The 21,275-nt window shown below is 51.0% G+C and carries 16 protein-coding genes, 5 tRNA genes and 2 pseudogenes; 19 read left to right on the top strand and 4 right to left on the bottom strand.

The features are described 5' to 3' along the window. Window positions 1-20 precede the first annotated feature (20 nt). The 7 genes from nagD to BGK49_RS24595 all read left to right on the top strand — a co-directional run bounded on the left by nagD (window position 21) and on the right by BGK49_RS24595 (window position 3,698). On the top strand, window positions 21-773 hold the full coding sequence (gene nagD, locus BGK49_RS24625; RefSeq protein WP_000153129.1) for a ribonucleotide monophosphatase NagD: 753 nt from the start codon (window positions 21-23) through the stop codon (window positions 771-773). A gap of 396 nt (window positions 774-1,169) precedes the next feature. Then, window positions 1,170-2,834 carry an asparagine synthase B gene (asnB, locus tag BGK49_RS24620; RefSeq protein ID WP_000337090.1) on the top strand — a complete coding sequence of 555 codons (1,665 nt, stop codon included), beginning with the start codon at window positions 1,170-1,172 and terminating at the stop codon, window positions 2,832-2,834. Window positions 2,835-3,214: 380 nt separating this feature from the next. Further along, window positions 3,215-3,291, top strand: a tRNA-Met gene (locus BGK49_RS24615). Window positions 3,292-3,300: 9 nt separating this feature from the next. After that, window positions 3,301-3,385: transfer RNA gene (locus tag BGK49_RS24610), tRNA-Leu, on the top strand. A gap of 23 nt (window positions 3,386-3,408) precedes the next feature. Continuing rightward, window positions 3,409-3,483 (top strand) — tRNA-Gln (locus tag BGK49_RS24605). Between the two features lie 15 nt (window positions 3,484-3,498). Continuing rightward, window positions 3,499-3,575 (top strand) — tRNA-Met (locus BGK49_RS24600). 48 nt (window positions 3,576-3,623) lie between these two features. Continuing rightward, window positions 3,624-3,698, top strand: a tRNA-Gln gene (locus BGK49_RS24595). Window positions 3,699-3,851: 153 nt separating this feature from the next. Here the strand turns inward: BGK49_RS24595 and ubiF are convergent. Next, entirely contained in the window at window positions 3,852-5,027 is a 1,176-nt protein-coding gene (ubiF, locus tag BGK49_RS24590; RefSeq protein ID WP_000184581.1) for a 3-demethoxyubiquinol 3-hydroxylase, read from the bottom strand. Window positions 5,028-5,172: 145 nt separating this feature from the next. Here ubiF and miaB point away from each other — a divergent pair, with 145 nt between their 5' ends. The 5 genes from miaB to lnt all read left to right on the top strand — a co-directional run bounded on the left by miaB (window position 5,173) and on the right by lnt (window position 10,785). Further along, the gene (gene miaB / locus BGK49_RS24585; RefSeq protein ID WP_000162736.1) at window positions 5,173-6,597 is read left to right on the top strand and encodes a tRNA (N6-isopentenyl adenosine(37)-C2)-methylthiotransferase MiaB; all 1,425 of its coding nucleotides are present in this window, start codon (window positions 5,173-5,175) and stop codon (window positions 6,595-6,597) included. A 152-nt stretch (window positions 6,598-6,749) separates the two neighbouring features. Next, the gene (locus tag BGK49_RS24580; RefSeq protein WP_004981284.1) at window positions 6,750-7,790 is read left to right on the top strand and encodes a PhoH family protein; all 1,041 of its coding nucleotides are present in this window, start codon (window positions 6,750-6,752) and stop codon (window positions 7,788-7,790) included. Further along, on the top strand, window positions 7,787-8,254 hold the full coding sequence (gene ybeY / locus BGK49_RS24575) for an rRNA maturation RNase YbeY (protein ID WP_000084469.1): 468 nt from the start codon (window positions 7,787-7,789) through the stop codon (window positions 8,252-8,254). The genes BGK49_RS24580 and ybeY overlap by 4 nt, the downstream gene beginning before the upstream one ends. Before the next feature lie 89 nt (window positions 8,255-8,343). Continuing rightward, window positions 8,344-9,222, top strand: coding sequence for a CNNM family magnesium/cobalt transport protein CorC (corC, locus tag BGK49_RS24570; RefSeq protein ID WP_001278605.1), 879 nt, complete (start codon window positions 8,344-8,346; stop codon window positions 9,220-9,222). Window positions 9,223-9,246: 24 nt separating this feature from the next. After that, a complete protein-coding gene (gene lnt, locus BGK49_RS24565) occupies window positions 9,247-10,785 on the top strand; it encodes an apolipoprotein N-acyltransferase (RefSeq protein WP_000853030.1) in 1,539 nt (512 codons plus the stop codon). 77 nt (window positions 10,786-10,862) lie between these two features. On the opposite strand, the gene BGK49_RS24560 is transcribed toward lnt, so the two are convergent. Continuing rightward, window positions 10,863-12,740: a rhomboid family intramembrane serine protease gene (locus tag BGK49_RS24560; RefSeq protein ID WP_001276713.1), complete on the bottom strand. Its 1,878-nt coding sequence runs from the start codon at window positions 12,738-12,740 to the stop codon at window positions 10,863-10,865. Window positions 12,741-13,194: 454 nt separating this feature from the next. Here BGK49_RS24560 and gltI point away from each other — a divergent pair, with 454 nt between their 5' ends. From gltI to hscC, 6 genes are all read left to right on the top strand, one after another. Beyond that, window positions 13,195-14,103 (top strand): glutamate/aspartate ABC transporter substrate-binding protein GltI, encoded by a 909-nt coding sequence (gene gltI, locus BGK49_RS24555; protein WP_001297566.1) that lies wholly within the window; start codon window positions 13,195-13,197, stop codon window positions 14,101-14,103. 169 nt (window positions 14,104-14,272) lie between these two features. Further along, window positions 14,273-15,013 carry a glutamate/aspartate ABC transporter permease GltJ gene (gene gltJ, locus BGK49_RS24550; RefSeq protein ID WP_069375843.1) on the top strand — a complete coding sequence of 247 codons (741 nt, stop codon included), beginning with the start codon at window positions 14,273-14,275 and terminating at the stop codon, window positions 15,011-15,013. Between the two features lie 56 nt (window positions 15,014-15,069). Next, window positions 15,070-15,687 carry a glutamate/aspartate ABC transporter permease GltK gene (gene gltK, locus BGK49_RS24545; protein WP_137509832.1) on the top strand — a complete coding sequence of 206 codons (618 nt, stop codon included), beginning with the start codon at window positions 15,070-15,072 and terminating at the stop codon, window positions 15,685-15,687. Continuing rightward, a complete protein-coding gene (gene gltL / locus BGK49_RS24540) occupies window positions 15,687-16,412 on the top strand; it encodes a glutamate/aspartate ABC transporter ATP-binding protein GltL (protein WP_000631384.1) in 726 nt (241 codons plus the stop codon). Before gltK ends, gltL begins: the two co-directional genes overlap by 1 nt. Window positions 16,413-16,529: 117 nt before the next feature. Further along, entirely contained in the window at window positions 16,530-17,465 is a 936-nt protein-coding gene (rihA, locus tag BGK49_RS24535; RefSeq protein WP_001207515.1) for a pyrimidine-specific ribonucleoside hydrolase RihA, read from the top strand. An 83-nt stretch (window positions 17,466-17,548) separates the two neighbouring features. After that, complete coding sequence (hscC, locus tag BGK49_RS24530; protein ID WP_000367922.1) at window positions 17,549-19,243, top strand: molecular chaperone HscC; 1,695 nt, start codon at window positions 17,549-17,551, stop codon at window positions 19,241-19,243. 35 nt (window positions 19,244-19,278) lie between these two features. Here the strand turns inward: hscC and djlC are convergent. Both djlC and BGK49_RS24515 read right to left on the bottom strand, forming a co-directional pair. Further along, window positions 19,279-20,730, bottom strand: a pseudogene (gene djlC / locus BGK49_RS24525) (co-chaperone DjlC). Continuing rightward, window positions 20,727-21,113: pseudogene (locus tag BGK49_RS24515) on the bottom strand (DUF1266 domain-containing protein); the annotation flags it as partial. The pseudogenes djlC and BGK49_RS24515, both read right to left, overlap by 4 nt. Before the next feature lie 60 nt (window positions 21,114-21,173). Here BGK49_RS24515 and BGK49_RS24510 point away from each other — a divergent pair. Further along, the coding region (locus BGK49_RS24510) for an IS3 family transposase (RefSeq protein ID WP_069375680.1) at window positions 21,174-21,275 on the top strand (102 nt) is incomplete at its 3' end.

The raw sequence follows: 21,275 nt of genomic DNA, 5'->3' as shown, positions 1-21,275 counted from the left end.
GTCAATATTCTGGGTAGTCCATGACCATTAAAAATGTAATTTGCGATATCGACGGCGTGCTGATGCACGATAACGTCGCCGTACCGGGTGCAGCGGAATTTTTGCACGGGATTATGGATAAAGGCCTGCCGCTGGTGTTGCTGACCAACTATCCTTCGCAGACTGGGCAAGATCTGGCGAACCGCTTTGCCACCGCAGGTGTCGATGTACCTGACAGCGTGTTTTATACCTCTGCGATGGCGACTGCCGATTTCCTGCGTCGCCAGGAAGGCAAGAAAGCGTATGTGGTGGGCGAAGGCGCACTGATTCATGAACTGTACAAAGCCGGTTTCACTATTACCGATGTGAACCCTGATTTCGTGATTGTTGGCGAAACGCGTTCCTACAACTGGGACATGATGCATAAAGCAGCCTATTTCGTCGCTAACGGTGCACGTTTTATCGCCACCAATCCGGACACCCACGGGCGCGGTTTTTATCCCGCGTGTGGCGCGTTGTGTGCAGGCATCGAAAAAATCTCCGGGCGTAAACCGTTCTATGTTGGTAAACCGAGTCCGTGGATCATCCGCGCGGCATTAAACAAAATGCAGGCGCATTCGGAAGAAACGGTTATTGTCGGCGATAACCTGCGTACCGATATTCTGGCGGGCTTCCAAGCAGGTCTGGAAACGATTCTGGTGCTTTCTGGTGTTTCATCGCTCGACGATATCGACAGTATGCCGTTCCGCCCAAGCTGGATTTACCCGTCGGTCGCTGAAATCGACGTTATCTGAATAGCAACCACGTCTACAGACGTGGTTGGCTCTGATGACAAACGCCAAACTGCCTGATGCGCTACGCTTATCAGGCCTACGCAGCTCCTGCAATATATTGAATTTTCATGCTTTTGTAGGCCGGATAAGGCGTTCACGCCGCATCCGGCATGAACAAATTGCACTTTGTCAGCAATTTGGCCCCCGTAAAATATAAACATTCAATAAAACCCGCTAAAAATTATCGATTCATCAATAAATATATCCTCACACCAGACCTTTTTTCAGCAATCGACAATCACCATTACGTTTTTTATTTTTTCACCGCCAAATCGCTTGCGCACAGTGCTGCTTTGCGGCATTTTTTTAAACAAGCAAACACAACAAGCAACAAATACCAGGTTAACGGAGAAGGTTATGTGTTCAATTTTTGGCGTATTCGATATCAAAACAGACGCAGTTGAGCTGCGTAAGAAAGCACTCGAGCTGTCACGCCTGATGCGTCATCGTGGCCCGGACTGGTCCGGTATTTATGCCAGCGATAACGCCATTCTCGCTCACGAACGTCTGTCAATTGTTGACGTTAACGCGGGGGCGCAACCTCTCTACAACCAACAAAAAACCCACGTACTGGCGGTAAACGGTGAAATCTACAACCACCAGGCATTGCGCGCTGAATATGGCGATCGTTATCAGTTCCAGACAGGGTCTGACTGTGAAGTGATCCTCGCGCTGTATCAGGAAAAAGGGCCGGAATTTCTCGACGACTTGCAGGGCATGTTTGCCTTTGCCCTGTACGACAGCGAAAAAGATGCCTACCTGATTGGTCGCGACCATCTGGGGATCATCCCACTGTATATGGGCTATGACGAACACGGTCAGCTGTATGTCGCCTCAGAAATGAAATCGCTGGTGCCAGTTTGCCGCACGATTAAAGAGTTCCCGGCGGGGAGCTATTTGTGGAGCCAGGACGGCGAAATCCGTTCTTATTATCATCGCGACTGGTTCGACTTTGATGCAGTGAAAGATAACGTGACCGACAAAAACGAGCTGCGTCAGGCTCTGGAAGATTCCGTTAAAAGCCATCTGATGTCTGATGTGCCTTACGGTGTGCTGCTTTCTGGTGGTCTGGATTCCTCAATTATTTCCGCTATCACCAAGAAATACGCAGCCCGTCGCGTGGAAGATCAGGAACGCTCTGAAGCCTGGTGGCCGCAGTTACACTCCTTTGCTGTAGGTCTGCCGGGTTCACCGGATCTTAAAGCAGCCCAGGAAGTGGCAAACCATCTGGGCACGGTGCATCACGAAATTCACTTCACTGTACAGGAAGGTCTGGATGCCATCCGCGACGTGATTTACCACATCGAAACTTATGATGTGACCACTATTCGCGCTTCAACACCGATGTATTTAATGTCGCGTAAGATCAAGGCGATGGGCATTAAAATGGTGCTGTCCGGTGAAGGTTCTGATGAAGTGTTTGGCGGTTATCTTTACTTCCATAAAGCGCCCAACGCTAAAGAACTGCATGAAGAGACGGTGCGTAAACTGCTGGCCCTGCATATGTATGACTGCGCGCGCGCCAACAAAGCGATGTCAGCCTGGGGCGTGGAAGCACGCGTTCCGTTCCTCGACAAAAAATTCCTTGATGTGGCGATGCGCATTAACCCGCAGGATAAAATGTGCGGTAACGGCAAAATGGAAAAAAACATCCTGCGTGAATGTTTTGAGTCATACCTGCCCGCAAGCGTGGCCTGGCGGCAGAAAGAGCAGTTCTCCGATGGCGTCGGTTACAGTTGGATCGACACCCTGAAAGAAGTGGCGGCGCAGCAGGTTTCTAATCAGCAACTGGAAACTGCCCGCTTCCGCTTCCCGTACAACACGCCAACCTCAAAAGAAGCGTATCTGTACCGGGAGATCTTTGAAGAACTGTTCCCGCTTCCGAGCGCCGCTGAGTGCGTGCCTGGCGGTCCTTCCGTCGCGTGTTCTTCCGCTAAAGCGATCGAATGGGATGAAGCGTTCAAGAAAATGGACGATCCATCTGGTCGTGCGGTTGGTGTTCACCAGTCGGCATATAAGTAAGAAATGCGAAACAGCCCCGGTGAAATCCGGGGCTGTTTCAGTTATTGAGGTGCTTGTTGATTCTGATATGCAGTAAGGAAATGTTCCGGGTTTGCCACATCACTGTTTGACAACTCATCACTGTAGGCCAGTATTTCATAGATTAATTTCCCACCACTATTGTTGAATTCCGAATTTCATCCTGTACGACAAAAGAATGGCTGTAGGGTGGGGAAAAAACACAAAGTAAACAATAATTGACGAATATAGCGCCACGCTGTTCGCAACCTAACCAAACAGTCACTTTCGAGCAATTTTCCTTGAAAAAGAGGTTGACGCTGCAAGGCTCTATACGCATAATGCGCCCCGCAACGCCGATAAGGTATCGCGAAAAAAAAGATGGCTACGTAGCTCAGTTGGTTAGAGCACATCACTCATAATGATGGGGTCACAGGTTCGAATCCCGTCGTAGCCACCATCTTTTTTTGCGGGAGTGGCGAAATTGGTAGACGCACCAGATTTAGGTTCTGGCGCCGCAAGGTGTGCGAGTTCAAGTCTCGCCTCCCGCACCATTCACCAGAAAGCGTTGTACGGATGGGGTATCGCCAAGCGGTAAGGCACCGGTTTTTGATACCGGCATTCCCTGGTTCGAATCCAGGTACCCCAGCCATAGAAGAAACAATCTGGCTACGTAGCTCAGTTGGTTAGAGCACATCACTCATAATGATGGGGTCACAGGTTCGAATCCCGTCGTAGCCACCAAATTCTGAATGTGTCGAATACGTTCGGCAAATTCAAAAACCAATTTGTTGGGGTATCGCCAAGCGGTAAGGCACCGGATTCTGATTCCGGCATTCCGAGGTTCGAATCCTCGTACCCCAGCCACATTAAAAAAGCTCGCTTCGGCGAGCTTTTTGCTTTTCTGCGTTCATTCAATGTCGAATGCGATGTTGACACGTCTTATCCTTCAATGTCGGATGCGACGCTGCCGCGTCTTATCCGACCTACGGTTGGCACGCATCCGGCAATGTTGTAAGGCTACAACCCTAACGCATATTTCAGCGCCTGACGTTTCAACACGCCAGCACGCTCTGCCGCCATTAACCCGAGATTACGCACAAAACGCAGCGGCGGCAGATTATTACTGAATCCGGCATAAAACAGATCCATACCACTTTGCATAATGAAGTTATCCGCCATGCGCCGCATCTGGTAACGCTTGAGGACAGGATAACTGGCCCACGCTTCACCGTAACTGCGGGCATTCACCAGAACATCAATCAGGGCATCGACATCACGATAACCAAGATTCACCCCCTGCCCCGCCAGCGGATGGATGGTATGCGCGGCATCGCCCACCAGCGCAAGCCCCGGCTGCACATACTGCAACGCATGTCGGCGCGTCAGCGGAAACGCACCAGCGGCAAGCGGTGTAACGTAACCCAGACGCGACGAGAAATGCTTCGCGATTTCCGCCTGGAGTTGCGCCATATTCATATTCTGCAACTGGCGAATACGCGCCGGAGAGTCATACCACACCAGCGATGCCCAGTTATCAAACAACGGCAGAAACGCACGCGGTCCGTCCGGGGTAAATTGCTGCCAGGTGCTGTCGCCGGGATCGTTCTCACACTGTACGCTAATCAACATGCACGACTGCGCATACTGCCAGGCATGAACGCCAATTCCCGCCATCTGCCGCACCTGAGACTTTGCGCCGTCGGCACCAATCACCAGTTTCGCGCGGATCGTTTCACCGCCCTTCAGTTCCAGCTCCTGAAGATCATTATCTCGATGTAATGCAATCAGCGAGCCTGGCACACGTAACGTTACTTTCGGATGCGCTTCCAGCGCCTGCCACAGCGCCTGTTGCAGGACGGTGTTTTCCACCATATAGCCAAGCAACGGTAGCTTAAGTTCAGCGGCGTCAAACACCACATGCGCCGTTTCCCACTCCCACGTTTCCAGTCTGCGGTAAGGATGGCAACGCATAGCCTGTACTGCATCCCAGACCCCTAACCCTTTAAGCAATGATACCGATGCGGCGCTGATCGCCGAGATCCGCACGTCCGGTTGGCTATCAGCGACAAACGGTGCAGGTTCTGCGTGCTCGATCACCGTTACCGAAAATCCGTGCTGTGCCAGCCCCAGCGCCAGCGCGCCGCCGACCATTCCTCCGCCGACAATGGCAATTTCCGTTGGTTGATTTGTCATGGTCAATCATCCTGTTAGCAATATGCTTTAAGTTTACAGGATTTTTACCCCCAAGGGCTGATAACGCTCATACTGGCCACAACGGCAGCAAAGCATTACACTATGCGCCCTGCATTCCTGGCTACTATTTCGCAAGAGCAAGTCGATGACCAAAAAACTCCATATTAAAACCTGGGGCTGTCAGATGAACGAGTACGATTCATCGAAGATGGCCGATCTGCTGGATGCCACCCACGGCTATCAACTGACCGACGTGGCGGAAGAAGCGGATGTGCTGCTGCTGAACACCTGCTCAATCCGCGAGAAGGCTCAGGAAAAAGTCTTCCATCAGTTGGGGCGCTGGAAACTGTTAAAAGAGAAGAATCCAGACCTGATTATCGGCGTCGGTGGCTGCGTGGCATCGCAAGAAGGCGAGCACATTCGCCAGCGCGCCCACTATGTCGATATTATTTTTGGGCCGCAAACGCTGCACCGTCTGCCGGAGATGATCAACTCCGTGCGCGGCGACCGCAGCCCGGTTGTAGATATCAGCTTCCCGGAAATCGAGAAGTTTGACCGTCTACCGGAACCGCGCGCCGAAGGGCCGACCGCGTTTGTCTCCATCATGGAAGGCTGCAATAAATATTGCACCTACTGCGTGGTGCCTTACACCCGTGGTGAAGAGGTAAGCCGTCCGTCTGACGATATTCTGTTTGAGATTGCCCAGCTTGCGGCTCAGGGCGTGCGTGAAGTCAACCTGCTCGGTCAGAACGTGAACGCCTGGCGTGGTGAAAACTACGACGGCTCCACCGGATCGTTTGCCGATCTGCTGCGTCTGGTTGCTGCGATCGACGGGATCGATCGTATTCGCTTTACCACCAGCCATCCGATCGAATTCACCGACGATATCATCGAAGTGTATCGCGACACGCCGGAGCTGGTGAGCTTCCTGCATCTGCCGGTACAGAGCGGTTCCGATCGCATTCTGAACCTGATGGGCCGTACTCATACGGCACTGGAGTACAAAGCGATCATCCGTAAACTGCGTGTGGCGCGTCCAGATATTCAGATCAGTTCTGATTTCATCGTTGGCTTCCCTGGCGAAACCACCGAAGACTTCGAGAAAACGATGAAGCTGATTGCCGACGTCAATTTCGACATGAGCTACAGCTTTATCTTCTCTGCACGTCCGGGTACACCAGCCGCCGATATGGTTGATGATGTTCCGGAAGAAGAGAAGAAGCAGCGTCTGTATATTCTGCAAGAACGTATCAATCAGCAAGCGATGGCATGGAGCCGCCGGATGCTCGGCACCACCCAGCGTATTCTGGTAGAAGGGACTTCGCGTAAGAGCATCATGGAGCTTTCCGGGCGTACCGAAAATAACCGCGTGGTCAACTTCGAGGGCACACCGGATATGATCGGTAAATTCGTCGATGTAGAAATTACCGACGTCTACCCGAACTCTCTGCGCGGTAAAGTGGTGCGTACTGAAGATGAAATGGGCCTGCGCGTGGCAGAAACACCGGAATCGGTGATTGCCCGTACCCGCAAAGAAAACGACCTTGGCGTGGGTTATTATCAGCCGTAATTCTCAGGCCCGCCGTTCCGGTGGGCCTTGTTTTTTCTCTCTTTATCCCCATCTTTATCGCAATGCTTGCGCCTTTTTCCTGTGGCGTGAATAATTTCCTTATAGGCCGGTGAATGTTCAGCTTCCGGCGGCATACAGATAAGAGGAACGGTTTGAACATAGACACTCGCGAAATCACCCTAGAGCCAGCAGACAACGCGCGTCTGTTGAGCCTGTGCGGCCCGTTTGATGACAACATCAAGCAGCTCGAACGCCGTCTCGGCATCGAGATCAATCGCCGCGACAACCACTTTAAACTGACCGGCCGTCCGATTTGCGTCACCGCTGCGGCAGACATTCTGCGTAGCCTGTATGTCGATACAGCCCCGATGCGCGGTCAGATTCAGGATATCGAACCGGAACAGATCCACCTTACGATTAAAGAAGCGCGAGTACTGGAGCAAAGTGCGGAGAGCGTGCCGGAGTACGGCAAAGCGGTCAATATCAAAACCAAACGCGGCGTAATTAAGCCGCGCACGCCAAACCAGGCGCAGTACATCGCCAATATTCTCGACCATGACATTACCTTCGGCGTTGGCCCGGCGGGTACGGGTAAAACCTACCTGGCAGTGGCTGCGGCAGTTGATGCCCTGGAGCGTCAGGAGATTCGCCGTATTCTGCTGACTCGTCCGGCGGTCGAAGCCGGTGAGAAACTGGGCTTCCTGCCTGGCGATTTAAGCCAGAAAGTAGACCCGTATCTGCGCCCACTGTACGACGCGCTGTTTGAAATGCTGGGCTTTGAGAAAGTTGAGAAACTGATTGAGCGCAACGTTATTGAAGTCGCGCCGCTGGCCTATATGCGTGGTCGTACGCTGAACGACGCGTTTATCATTCTCGATGAGAGCCAGAACACCACCATCGAACAGATGAAGATGTTCCTGACCCGTATCGGTTTTAACTCAAAAGCGGTTATCACCGGCGACGTCACACAGATCGACCTGCCGCGTAATACTAAATCAGGCTTACGTCACGCCATCGAAGTACTGGCCGATGTCGAAGAGATCAGCTTTAACTTCTTCCACAGCGAAGACGTGGTTCGTCACCCTGTGGTGGCGCGTATCGTTAACGCCTATGAAGCCTGGGAAGAAGCCGAACAAAAACGAAAAGCAGCGCTGGCGGCAGAACGCAAACGCGAAGAACAGGAACAAAAATGAGTCAGGTGATCCTCGATTTACAACTGGCATGTGAAGATAATTCCGGGTTACCGGAAGAGAGCCAGTTTCAAACATGGCTGAATGCGGTGATCCCACAGTTTCAGGAAGAATCGGAAGTGACTATTCGCGTGGTCGATACCGCCGAAAGCCACAGTCTGAATCTGACCTATCGCGGTAAGGATAAGCCGACCAACGTGCTCTCCTTCCCGTTTGAAGTGCCGCCTGGCATGGAAATGTCGCTACTGGGCGATCTGGTTATCTGCCGTCAGGTGGTTGAGAAGGAAGCTCAGGAGCAAGGCAAACCACTGGAGGCGCACTGGGCGCATATGGTGGTGCACGGCAGTCTGCATTTGTTAGGTTACGATCACATCGAAGATGACGAAGCAGAAGAAATGGAAGCCCTCGAAACAGAGATTATGCTTGCTCTGGGCTATGAGGATCCGTACATTGCCGAGAAAGAATAATTTGCCAGGCATTTGACTGGCAGACGTCCCCGCCGTTGGTGATTAACGACGGCGTTTTGATTAACTAACATGAGAACCCATACGACGCCATGAGCGACGACAATTCACACAGTAGTGACACGATAAGCAACAAGAAGGGATTTTTCTCCCTGTTACTCAGCCAACTTTTCCACGGTGAACCGAAAAACCGTGACGAACTGCTGGCGCTGATCCGTGATTCCGGGCAGAACGACCTTATCGACGAAGATACGCGCGATATGCTCGAAGGGGTGATGGACATCGCAGACCAACGCGTTCGCGACATCATGATCCCCCGCTCCCAGATGATTACCCTGAAACGCAACCAGACGCTGGACGAATGCCTTGATGTCATCATCGAGTCCGCCCACTCACGTTTCCCGGTGATTAGCGAAGACAAAGATCACATTGAAGGGATTCTGATGGCAAAAGACTTGCTGCCGTTTATGCGCAGCGATGCTGAAGCCTTCAGCATGGACAAAGTGTTACGTCAGGCGGTTGTCGTTCCTGAAAGTAAGCGCGTAGACCGGATGCTGAAAGAGTTTCGCTCTCAGCGTTACCACATGGCGATCGTCATTGACGAATTCGGTGGGGTTTCCGGTCTGGTGACCATTGAAGACATCCTGGAACTGATTGTTGGTGAGATTGAAGACGAATATGACGAAGAAGATGATATCGACTTCCGTCAGCTGAGTCGTCATACCTGGACCGTGCGCGCACTGGCTTCCATTGAAGACTTCAACGAAGCGTTCGGCACCCACTTTAGCGATGAAGAAGTCGACACTATCGGTGGTCTGGTGATGCAGGCGTTTGGGCATCTTCCGGCGCGTGGCGAAACTATCGACATCGACGGTTACCAGTTCAAAGTGGCGATGGCCGACAGTCGACGTATTATTCAGGTTCATGTCAAAATCCCGGATGACTCACCCCAGCCGAAGCTGGATGAATAAAACCGAAACTGGATAGATAACTACATGGCTTTTGCCTCATTAATTGAACGCCAGCGCATTCGCCTGCTGCTGGCGTTATTATTCGGTGCCTGCGGAACGCTGGCCTTCTCTCCTTACGACGTCTGGCCTGCGGCGATTATTTCGTTGATGGGGCTTCAGGCGTTGACCTTTAACCGCCGTCCACTCCAGTCTGCCGCTATTGGCTTTTGCTGGGGATTTGGCCTCTTTGGCAGCGGTATTAACTGGGTCTATGTCAGCATCGCGACCTTTGGCGGAATGCCTGGCCCGGTTAACATCTTCCTGGTGGTGCTGCTGGCGGCGTATTTGTCGCTGTATACCGGACTGTTTGCTGGCGTGCTGTCGCGTCTGTGGCCGAAAACCACCTGGCTGCGCGTGGCGATTGCCGCCCCTGCTCTCTGGCAAGTGACCGAGTTTCTGCGCGGTTGGGTACTGACAGGCTTCCCGTGGTTACAGTTCGGCTATAGCCAGATTGATGGCCCGTTAAAAGGGCTGGCACCGATAATGGGCGTGGAAGCCATTAACTTCCTGCTGATGATGGTTAGTGGCCTGCTGGCACTGGCGTTGGTCAAACGCAACTGGCGTCCGCTGGTGGTGGCCGTCGTGCTGTTTGCCCTACCCTTCCCGCTGCGTTACATCCAATGGTTTACCCCGCAACCGGAGAAAACCATTCAGGTTTCGATGGTTCAGGGCGATATTCCGCAATCACTGAAATGGGATGGAGATCAGCTTCTTAATACGCTGAAGATTTACTACAACGCAACGGCTCCGCTGATGGGCAAATCATCGTTGATTATCTGGCCGGAGTCGGCGATAACCGATCTGGAAATTAATCAGCAACCGTTCCTCAAAGCACTGGACGGTGAGTTGCGCGATAAAGGTAGCTCGCTGGTAACCGGGATTGTCGACGCGCGTCTCAATAAGCAGAACCGCTACGATACCTACAACACCATCATCACACTGGGTAAAGGTGCACCGTACAGCTACGAATCAGCCGATCGCTATAACAAAAACCATCTGGTGCCGTTTGGCGAGTTTGTCCCGCTGGAGTCGATTCTGCGTCCGTTAGCACCGTTCTTTGATCTGCCGATGTCGTCGTTCAGCCGTGGGCCATATATCCAGCCGCCGCTGTCAGTAAATGGTATTGAGCTTACTGCGGCTATTTGCTACGAGATCATTCTCGGCGAGCAAGTGCGCGATAACTTCCGCCCGGATACCGACTATCTGCTGACTATCTCCAACGATGCGTGGTTTGGTAAATCTATTGGTCCATGGCAACACTTCCAGATGGCGCGAATGCGTGCGCTGGAGCTGGCGCGCCCACTGTTGCGCAGCACCAACAACGGCATTACGGCGGTGATTGGCCCGCAGGGTGAGATTCAGGCGATGATCCCGCAGTTCACCCGCGAGGTGTTAACCACTAATGTGACACCGACCACCGGACTCACACCGTATGCACGTACCGGCAACTGGCCACTGTGGGTGCTGACGGCACTGTTTGGTTTTGCCGCTGTGTTGATGAGTCTGCGAGCACGTAAACGTTGATGTGCCTGATGTATCCTGCATGAGCAAAACGTACTTTCTCATTGAGCTTTGGGGCATGGTTATCATGCCCCTTTTTCTTACGGTTCAGGGATACAAGCCACATTGCCATATTGGGGATGACGAATAATTGCCTGCGGATCAAGCGAGCGCGTCCTGTCCATTTGGATCAACCCGTTCTTCGCCATGACAAATATTTTTCTACCATCCGCTGAAAAACGAAGGTGATTAACGTAGCTGGCAGGATAAACGCCAATAATCTGCCCGGCATTAATATTGAGCAGGATGACATAACCTTGCAGGCCATATGACACCAACGCTAAATATTGACCGTCCGGGCTAATACCCTCAACGGAATAAACGCTCCTGCTACACCATTGCGTCATAATGCTGGCTTGTTGATCCCCTACGCTTATACGTGAAATCCCCTGACTATCTGCAAAAATAACCTCGCCGTTTTCAGGTCGAAAACGCATCGCCGATATCGTTCCACGCGCATCACCTGCGGGAAAGTCTTCTTTCTGATGCGTGATGGTATTGATCCGCACGATGTTACCTCTGCCTGCTCCCGGAACCAGTAATGTTCTTTCATCCGGGGAAAGTGCCATAACCCAGGCGCCTGGTTTACCGCTCGTCCCCGCCCCGTCGTATTTCTCCAGCGGGATATCCGCCACATGCTGATAAGTCACCAGATCAATCGCTGACACACTATTACTGGTGCGATTCATCACCCAGGCTTTTGTGCCATCACGCGAGAGGATAAGGCTGTCAGGATGTGCACCGGTGGTAATCGACTGAATAATCTCCCCTGTCGCCACGTTAATGACCGATAACGCATTCGCTTCAAATGAAGTCGCATAAATCAACTTTTCATCCGGGCTTAATGTCAGCGATCTGACGCCCTGATCTTTACAGCCACCACAATGTTTGACTGACTTTTCTTTCGCTATGGGCGCTGTAAAGGTATGCAGGATTTTCTTTTGTCCGAGGTCGAAAACAACAATGCTGTTCGTGTTTTCAATTGCGGCATACAACATATTACCATCCCGACTGATCGCCATATCATGGATATCGGCAATCTCAGCGAGCAAATCACCACTGGCCTGTTCACGACTTACCGGAGCGGATAATGTTTCCCTGAGGGCGTTGCGTTCCTCCGCTAACTGCTGCTTTTTTTGCCGTCGCTCTTGTTCAATCTCCTGTGGATAAAACGCTTCACGCAGGCTTTGCCTGACTTGTAAAACTGACTCATCCATCTGCTGCTGCGCAAGCCAGATAGCCCCGGTCAGAAGAAGACTGCCCGCAACAATAATCCCGCCTTCCGTAACGAGTCGGTTTTGCCCAGATAAACGCGCGCTCAGCCAACCCAACGCGCCACCCGCAATCAGGCCGCCAATGTGACAAGCATTATCTATTCCTGTTTGCCGGGCACCATACAACAGTGTCAGCGCCACCATACCCAACAGAGAAAATACTCGCCGCTGGTTTTTATGGTATGTGCCCGCACCTGAAGCAAGCTGTGTTGCTATCGCAGCGCCAGCTATTCCCATAATTGCCCCGGATGCCCCAACGCTGATGACTATCTGATCACTATCGCGTAACGCATAACAGGCGCTGATGAGCCCACCAAAGACGCCGGAGAATAACCAGGTAATCAGGAGTCGCCATTTCCCCAGAATCTGTTCCGCCACACCTCCCACGACCAGGAATGCAAACATATTCATCAGCAGATGAGAAACACTACTGTGCAGAAAGATACTGCTCAATAAGCGCCAGGGTTCACCCGACAAAGTAAGAGGCGCAACGTTTGCGCCGAGATGGATAAGTGCGGATTGATCGACCTCTTCATAACTCATCCATTGTGCGAGATAACAAAATATCCCAATACAGAGTGCAAAAAGGATAAGGGTTATTGCGGGTAATTGAACATTTAACGGCTTAACCGAAGATGCAGACATAAGGTGTTTCTTCCTTGAAAAGACAGGTAAAAAGCATTTTTCCCGTGTGCAGTTATCATCCCGGCAAACGTCCCATGCCGAAAAGATAATTCTGTCCGAAATATGACTTTTTCAGCCTGAAATTACAATCGTAATTAATTTGCCCCTAAGTATTTTTTGGCATGTAAGTTGCTTTATTTACTGTGTAAGCGATGAAATCAGCCGCGACGCAACCAGGTTGCACCACCACAAATCAGCGGTAGCACCAAAAAGGTGCGGTTTAAGAATTTTGCTTCGGAATGGTGCGGCGCATCTCGCAAAAACAAACAATAAAACAGCAATATCTTTACATTTAGCCAAACTAAATGTTACCTAACAGGCACAACACTGCACAATAAGGTTGCAGACGATAACAACACAAACACTCACAACGGGTATCCATGCGTTCTTAACGCAGAAGATAAAGGAGTTGGATATGCAATTACGTAAACCTGCCACAGCAATCCTCGCCCTGGCGCTTTCCGCAGGACTGGCACAGGCAGATGACGCCGCCCCGGCAGCAGGCAGTACGCTGGACAAAATCGCCAAAAACGGTGTGATTGTCGTCGGTCACCGTGAATCTTCAGTACCTTTCTCTTATTACGACAATCAGCAAAAAGTGGTGGGTTACTCGCAGGATTACTCCAACGCCATTGTTGAAGCAGTGAAAAAGAAACTCAACAAACCGGACTTGCAGGTAAAACTGATTCCGATTACCTCACAAAACCGTATTCCACTGCTGCAAAACGGCACTTTCGATTTTGAATGTGGTTCTACCACCAACAACGTCGAACGCCAAAAACAGGCGGCTTTCTCTGATACTATTTTCGTGGTCGGTACGCGCCTGCTGACCAAAAAGGGCGGCGATATCAAAGATTTTGCCGACCTGAAAGACAAAGCCGTAGTCGTCACTTCCGGCACTACCTCTGAAGTTTTGCTCAACAAACTGAATGAAGAGCAAAAAATGAATATGCGCATCATCAGCGCCAAAGATCACGGTGACTCTTTCCGCACCCTGGAAAGCGGTCGTGCCGTTGCCTTTATGATGGATGATGCCCTGCTGGCCGGTGAACGTGCGAAAGCGAAGAAACCAGACAACTGGGATATCGTCGGCAAGCCGCAGTCTCAGGAAGCCTACGGTTGCATGTTGCGTAAAGATGATCCGCAGTTCAAAAAGCTGATGGATGACACTATCGCTCAGGTGCAGACTTCCGGTGAAGCGGAAAAATGGTTTGATAAATGGTTCAAAAATCCAATTCCGCCGAAAAACCTGAACATGAATTTCGAACTGTCAGACGAAATGAAAGCACTGTTCAAAGAACCGAATGACAAAGCACTGAACTAATTACAAGAACCAGGGGCGGAAATTCCAGCCCTCTCGATTGTTACGTAGCACGGACAGACTATACGCCTGATGGTCGTTCCCCATCGGGCCTGAAAACCGCAATACGCTGGGTAACAATCTTCGAGGGTAGCAGTTAACGCTGCTACCCTCTTTTTTCTGGAGTAGATTTATGTCTATAGACTGGAACTGGGGTATTTTTTTACAACAAGCCCCGTTCGGCAACACCACCTATCTTGGTTGGATCTGGAGTGGTTTTCAGGTGACGATCGCTTTGTCGATCTGCGCCTGGATTATCGCTTTCCTCGTCGGTTCATTTTTCGGCATTTTACGTACCGTTCCAAACCGTTTTCTCTCCGGTCTGGGTACGTTGTATGTCGAACTGTTCCGCAACGTGCCGTTTATTGTGCAATTCTTTACCTGGTATCTGGTGATCCCGGAGCTGTTGCCGGAGAAAATCGGCATGTGGTTTAAGGCCGAGCTGGATCCCAATATTCAGTTTTTCCTTTCATCCATGCTCTGCCTGGGGCTGTTTACCGCCGCCCGTGTTTGCGAACAGGTACGCGCCGCCATTCAGTCGTTGCCGCGTGGGCAAAAAAATGCCGCGCTGGCGATGGGCCTGACGCTACCGCAGGCTTATCGATACGTACTGCTGCCTAATGCTTATCGCGTTATCGTCCCGCCGATGACTTCCGAGATGATGAACCTGGTGAAAAACTCCGCCATCGCCTCGACTATTGGTCTGGTGGATATGGCGGCGCAGGCGGGTAAATTGCTTGATTACTCAGCCCACGCCAGGGAGTCGTTTACCGCTATTACGCTGGCGTATGTGTTGATTAACGCGATTATCATGCTGGTAATGACGCTGGTTGAACGTAAAGTTCGCCTGCCTGGCAACATGGGGGGCAAATAATGTACGAGTTTGACTGGAGTTCCATTGTCCCTTCCCTGCCATATTAGCTCGACGGGCTGGTGATCACGCTGAAAATCACCGTCACGGCAGTCGTGATTGGTATTTTGTGGGGCACCATGCTGGCGGTGATGCGCTTGTCCAGCTTTGCGCCCGTAGCGTGGTTTGCCAAAGCCTACGTTAACGTATTCCGCTCGATTCCTTTAGTTATGGTTTTGCTGTGGTTTTACCTGATCGTGCCAGGTTTTCTGCAAAACGTGCTGGGATTATCACCAAAAAATGATATCCGTTTAATTTCGGCGATGGTGGCGTTTTCGATGTTTGAAGCGGCCTACTATTCAGAGATTATCCGTGCTGGTATTCAAAGTATTTCTCGTGGTCAGTCGAGCGCCGCGCTGGCGTTGGGAATGACTCACTGGCAGTCGATGAAACTGATTATTCTGCCGCAGGCGTTCCGCGCGATGGTGCCGCTTCTGCTCACTCAGGGCATCGTACTGTTCCAGGATACCTCACTGGTGTATGTGTTATCTCTGGCCGATTTCTTCCGTACCGCCTCAACCATTGGTGAGCGTGATGGTACGCAGGTTGAGATGATCCTGTTTGCCGGATTTGTTTATTTCGTTATTAGTCTTAGCGCGTCGTTGTTGGTCAGCTACTTGAAAAGAAGGACAGCATAATGATTACCCTGAAAAATGTTTCAAAATGGTATGGTCACTTTCAGGTGCTGACCGACTGCTCAACCGAAGTGAAAAAAGGCGAAGTGGTGGTGGTTTGCGGCCCGTCTGGTTCCGGCAAATCAACGCTGATTAAAACCGTCAACGGCCTCGAACCAGTGCAGCAAGGTGAAATCACCGTCGATGGTATCGTGGTTAATGACAAGAAAACCGATCTGGCAAAGCTGCGTTCCCGCGTCGGGATGGTGTTCCAGCATTTTGAGTTGTTCCCCCATTTGTCGATTATTGAAAACCTGACTCTGGCGCAGGTGAAAGTGCTTAAACGCGATAAAGCGCCCGCTCGTGAAAAAGCATTGAAATTGCTGGAGCGCGTGGGACTTTCCGCACATGCCAATAAATTTCCGGCGCAGCTTTCCGGCGGTCAGCAGCAGCGTGTGGCAATCGCTCGCGCGTTGTGTATGGATCCTATTGCGATGCTGTTCGACGAACCGACATCGGCGCTGGATCCGGAGATGATCAACGAAGTGCTGGACGTGATGGTGGAACTGGCGAACGAAGGAATGACCATGATGGTGGTGACCCACGAAATGGGCTTTGCCCGCAAAGTGGCGAATCGGGTGATCTTTATGGACGAGGGTAAAATTGTCGAAGACTCGCCGAAAGACGCTTTCTTCGATGATCCGAAATCGGACCGCGCGAAAGACTTCCTCGCGAAAATCCTGCATTAATCACTCTGGCGCGCATACCCAAGTGCGCGCCATCTCACGCTTTATCGTTTCGCCCCTCGTATCTGTTACATCCTGGCGTTACCCTTGTCGCAAAGAAGCACACAACAAGGAGCAACAATGGCACTGCCAATTCTGTTAGATTGCGACCCAGGTCATGACGACGCTATCGCAATAGTTCTCGCCCTCGCCTCACCAGAGCTTGATGTCAAAGCAATTACGTCTTCCGCCGGAAACCAGACACCAGAAAAAACCTTACGCAATGTTCTGCGTATGCTGACCTTGCTTAATCGCACCGATATTCCGGTAGCAGGCGGCGCGGTAAAACCGTTAATGCGTGAGTTGATTATCGCGGACAATGTGCACGGCGAAAGCGGTCTGGATGGCCCGGCATTACCGGAACCGACGTTCGCACCGCAAAACTGTACGGCGGTAGAGCTGATGGCGAAAACGCTGCGCGAAAGTGCGGAACCTGTCACGATTGTGTCTACCGGACCGCAAACTAACGTTGCCTTGCTGCTCAATAGCCATCCGGAACTGCATAGCAAAATTGCCCGTATCGTGATTATGGGCGGCGCAATGGGGCTTGGTAACTGGACGCCTGCGGCTGAATTTAATATTTACGTTGACCCGGAAGCGGCAGAAATTGTCTTCCAGTCAGGGATCCCAGTGGTGATGGCCGGTCTGGATGTTACTCATAAAGCGCAAATCCACATTGAAGACACCGAGCGTTTCCGCGCGATTGGCAACCCTGTTTCAACCATTGTTGCCGAACTGCTGGATTTCTTCCTCGAATATCATAAAGACGAAAAATGGGGCTTTGTCGGTGCACCGCTGCATGACCCATGCACCATCGCCTGGCTGTTGAAACCCGAGTTGTTTACCACTGTTGAGCGCTGGGTTGGCGTGGAAACACAGGGGAAATATACCCAGGGTATGACGGTTGTTGATTATTATTATCTGACTGGCAATAAACCGAATGCCACTGTAATGGTCGATGTTGATCGTCAGGGCTTTGTTGATTTACTGGCTGATCGTCTGAAATTTTACGCTTAACACACGTCATTGATTAAGATCACCACGCGTTACCTGGGTGGTCTTAATCTGTTTATCTCTTTTTCTTTCAAGATATAAATGCAATGGATAATGCAGAACTCACCATTGGTATCGATCTCGGCACTACCAATAGTTTAATTGCCGTCTGGAAAGACGGTGCCGCGCAATTAATTCCAAATAAGTTCGGTGAATATTTAACACCATCCATAATTAGCATGGATGAAAATAATCATATTTTAGTCGGAAAACCGGCTGTATCACGGCGTACTTCGCATCCGGATAAAACGGCAGCGTTATTTAAACGCGCAATGGGCAGTAATACCAACTGGCGGTTAGGCAGCGACACATTTAACGCGCCAGAACTGTCCTCTTTGGTATTACGCTCATTAAAAGAAGATGCCGAAGAATTTCTGCAACGTCCGATTAAAGATGTGGTGATCTCCGTTCCGGCTTATTTCAGCGATGAACAACGCAAGCATACCCGTTTAGCTGCGGAGTTAGCCGGGTTAAATGCGGTACGCTTAATTAATGAACCCACAGCAGCTGCGATGGCATATGGCCTGCATACGCAACAAAATACCCGCTCGCTGGTTTTTGATCTCGGTGGCGGCACGTTTGACGTTACGGTGCTTGAGTACGCCACGCCGGTGATTGAAGTTCACGCCTCCGCTGGCGATAGCTTCCTCGGTGGCGAAGATTTTACCCATATGCTGGTCGATGAGGTTTTAAAACGCGCGGAAGTTGCCAGGACCACGCTTAACGAGAGTGAACTGGCAGCCTTGTACGCCTGTGTGGAAGCGGCAAAATGTAGCAATCAATCGCCATTGCACATTCGCTGGCAGTATCAGGAAGAAACGCGGGAATGCGAATTTTACGAGAACGAACTGGAAGATTTGTGGTTGCCGCTGCTCAATCGCTTGCGAGTGCCGATTGAACAGGCGTTGCGCGATGCGCGTCTGAAGCCGAGTCAAATCGACAGTCTGGTGCTGGTTGGCGGCGCGTCACAAATGCCGCTGGTGCAGCGAATCGCCGTGCGTCTGTTTGGCAAATTACCGTATCAAAGTTACGATCCGAGCACCATTGTCGCGCTGGGCGCAGCAATCCAGGCCGCCTGCCGCTTACGCAGTGAAGATATTGAAGAGGTAATCCTCACTGATATTTGCCCTTACTCGTTGGGCGTTGAAGTTAACCGCCAGGGCGTTTCCGGCATTTTCTCGCCGATTATTGAACGAAACACCACAGTACCGGTGTCGCGTGTAGAAACTTACTCGACCATGCACCCGGAGCAGGATTCAATTACGGTTAACGTCTATCAGGGAGAAAACCACAAAGTTAAAAATAACATTCTGGTTGAATCCTTCGATGTGCCGTTGAAGAAAACCGGGGCTTATCAGTCGATTGATATTCGCTTTAGTTATGATATCAACGGGTTGCTTGAAGTTGACGTGCTTCTGAAAGACGGCAGCGTTAAGTCCAGAGTGATTAACCACAGCCCGGTAACATTGAGCGCGCAGCAGATTGAAGAGAGTCGGACGCGGTTATCCGCATTGAAAATTTATCCGCGCGATATGCTCATCAATCGCACCTTTAAAGCCAAACTGGAAGAGTTGTGGGCGCGAGCGCTGGGTGACGAGCGAGAAGAGATTGGCCGGGTGATCACCGATTTTGATGCGGCGCTACAGTCAAACGACATGGCCCGCGTGGATGAAGTTCGGCGGCGGGCGAGCGATTATTTAGCCATTGAGATCCCATTAACACGGCTGCCGGATGCGGCGTAAACGCTGCATCCGGCATCGGCGCAAAAAACACATCGTCAACTAAACAACATCGCGATTTTGCCGAGAGCATAACCTATCACCAGCACCGTTAAACTGATTTTGATAATGCTGGTAATGCTCTGTGGTTTTTCATCCTCATCATTTTTTTCTTCATGGTTTTCAGGTGTTGGCTCATCGACATCTTCATCCTCCGGCTCGAGTTTCACTTTCGTCAACAGCATCCGGGTGATAATGGCCTCTAATGGATGAGCATCTCCGCCTTCCAGCCTTGTATTAAGACGGGCCAGCATCTCTTGTTTCGGAAACGCTTCAAGCACTACCTGTTCCGCTACCCGATACAAATCCAGTAACGGTGAATCTTGCTCTGTCTCGCTACCGACTCTCGATTTCCACCACGCCCATGCTTTGCGTTTGAAGAATAACGACTCAATAAACGATTGACCTAACGGCGATAATTTTCCGCTATGTAAAATCTCCGCCCATAACAGCCGCGTCCGGGCGCTCTCACCAGGAACATATTTCAATGGTTTACCTTGCGCATCTACCATGCTCTGCGCTTCGATAACCATCACTAATAACGCGAAATAATCTGGGCAATGACGCTTACTCCACTGCAACAACAAATTATCAGCTTGTGTAGATGGGTAACTTTCCCGGTACGCGCAGAGATCGGCAAGCAGGCTTTCCCCCTCGCCGCAGTACAACCTTTGAGCACACAAGTAATATCGGGCATCTTCGCTTTCTGGTTCTTCCATTTGCCACTGTTTGGCTACAGGAATGAGTTCCGCCATACCTGTTTGCACCGAGCTGTACCAGCGCAACAGTTTGCGATGTAACTTTGCATCATCAGGAATGAACCACGGACCTTCCATCGCCAAAAACGCAGTGACATAGTCAGGATGGTAACGGCAGCAACGTTCCAGCGCGAAGTAATACTCAACAGTCTGGTTCTGCAACGCAACGGGATATTCCAGAAGGCTAAGGAAATCGAAACAATCACCAGCCTGAATGGCCTCAAGAAAAGCCTCCCTTTCTTCCTCATCCATTCCTTCGCTGTCATTAAACGAATGCCAGTTCAAACGCTCTGCCAGCAAAGAAGCACAATTCAATGAACGATATCGCGCTTCTATAGCGATTGCACACAGCGGCCAGCGTAATTGATCGACATCCTCCATGTTCCAGGTATTTAATTGCTGAATAAATTTCTGCTAGGCGGAGGGATGAAAACGATCACTTTCTGAATCCAGTAATGTCCTGAATGCACGCAGTATTTCATGTTCAGCGGCGGCATCTTTTTCTTCATCATCTGCTTCCTCGACAGGATTTACCGCCAGTCGCAGCGCCTCTTCATAGGCCTGGCGTAATGCTTTAACCCCCTGCGGATCGGTTTCGGGATGACATAACGGTAAGCGAGCAAGATAAGCCTGGCGGATAATGTCTATTTGCGTCGTGCTTTCAATTTCGAGGATTTGCCAACATGTTTTCATAGGTCGCTCACATCCTTAAGCGTTACCGGGCATTCAGGCTGGACAGTTAATGGTTGCCAGGGAAGCGTGGCATAGAAACGATCGCTTCCCGCTGCCAGCTCTTCGAACATCCGACTCCCGGCGCTATCGTATTTGTACAGGGTTAGCGCCTCGCGTAGCGAAGTGTTGTCTTCGCACTGAGAAGATTGCCAGTAGAGACGCCCTAACGAATAGGCAGAAAAATAGTGCATCCAGCCGTGATAGTAATGGTGAGCTCGTACATAGACGCGCGATTGCAGCCATAAACTCTCTTCTTCCGTCAGCCACTTGTTGAGCACACCGACCCGTGACAGAACCCCCATTCGAACATAATCCCAGGCTTTGATTCCCCCTGAAGTGGCACACTGAATTTGGCCACCTGAACAGAGGTGATATGCTCACCTCAGAACAACACAGGTGCTCCAATGAAAAAAAGAAATTTTAGCGCAGAGTTTAAACGCGAATCCGCTCAACTGGTTGTTGACCAGAAATACACGGTGGCAGATGCCGCCAAAGCTATGGATGTT

The sequence above is a fragment of the Shigella sp. FC1544 genome (assembly GCF_001722145.1).
GTDB lineage: Bacteria > Pseudomonadota > Gammaproteobacteria > Enterobacterales > Enterobacteriaceae > Escherichia > Escherichia coli.
The sequence above is the reverse complement of the archived record's forward strand: the minus strand, read 5'-3'. Positions and strand labels throughout refer to the sequence as shown.

Bases quoted from the DNA above. Each gene is read 5' to 3' on its own strand.
- hscC (WP_000367922.1), top strand. From the start codon at position 17,549: ATGGATAATGCAGAACTCACCATTGGTATCGATCTCGGCACTACCAAT.
- ybeY (WP_000084469.1), top strand. From the start codon at position 7,787: ATGAGTCAGGTGATCCTCGATTTACAACTGGCATGTGAAGATAATTCC.
- nagD (WP_000153129.1), top strand. From the start codon at position 21: ATGACCATTAAAAATGTAATTTGCGATATCGACGGCGTGCTGATGCAC.
- rihA (WP_001207515.1), top strand. From the start codon at position 16,530: ATGGCACTGCCAATTCTGTTAGATTGCGACCCAGGTCATGACGACGCT.
- gltL (WP_000631384.1), top strand. From the start codon at position 15,687: ATGATTACCCTGAAAAATGTTTCAAAATGGTATGGTCACTTTCAGGTG.
- miaB (WP_000162736.1), top strand. From the start codon at position 5,173: ATGACCAAAAAACTCCATATTAAAACCTGGGGCTGTCAGATGAACGAG.
- gltI (WP_001297566.1), top strand. From the start codon at position 13,195: ATGCAATTACGTAAACCTGCCACAGCAATCCTCGCCCTGGCGCTTTCC.
- corC (WP_001278605.1), top strand. From the start codon at position 8,344: ATGAGCGACGACAATTCACACAGTAGTGACACGATAAGCAACAAGAAG.
- BGK49_RS24560 (WP_001276713.1), bottom strand. From the start codon at position 12,740: ATGTCTGCATCTTCGGTTAAGCCGTTAAATGTTCAATTACCCGCAATA.
- ubiF (WP_000184581.1), bottom strand. From the start codon at position 5,027: ATGACAAATCAACCAACGGAAATTGCCATTGTCGGCGGAGGAATGGTC.
- gltJ (WP_069375843.1), top strand. From the start codon at position 14,273: ATGTCTATAGACTGGAACTGGGGTATTTTTTTACAACAAGCCCCGTTC.
- lnt (WP_000853030.1), top strand. From the start codon at position 9,247: ATGGCTTTTGCCTCATTAATTGAACGCCAGCGCATTCGCCTGCTGCTG.
- asnB (WP_000337090.1), top strand. From the start codon at position 1,170: ATGTGTTCAATTTTTGGCGTATTCGATATCAAAACAGACGCAGTTGAG.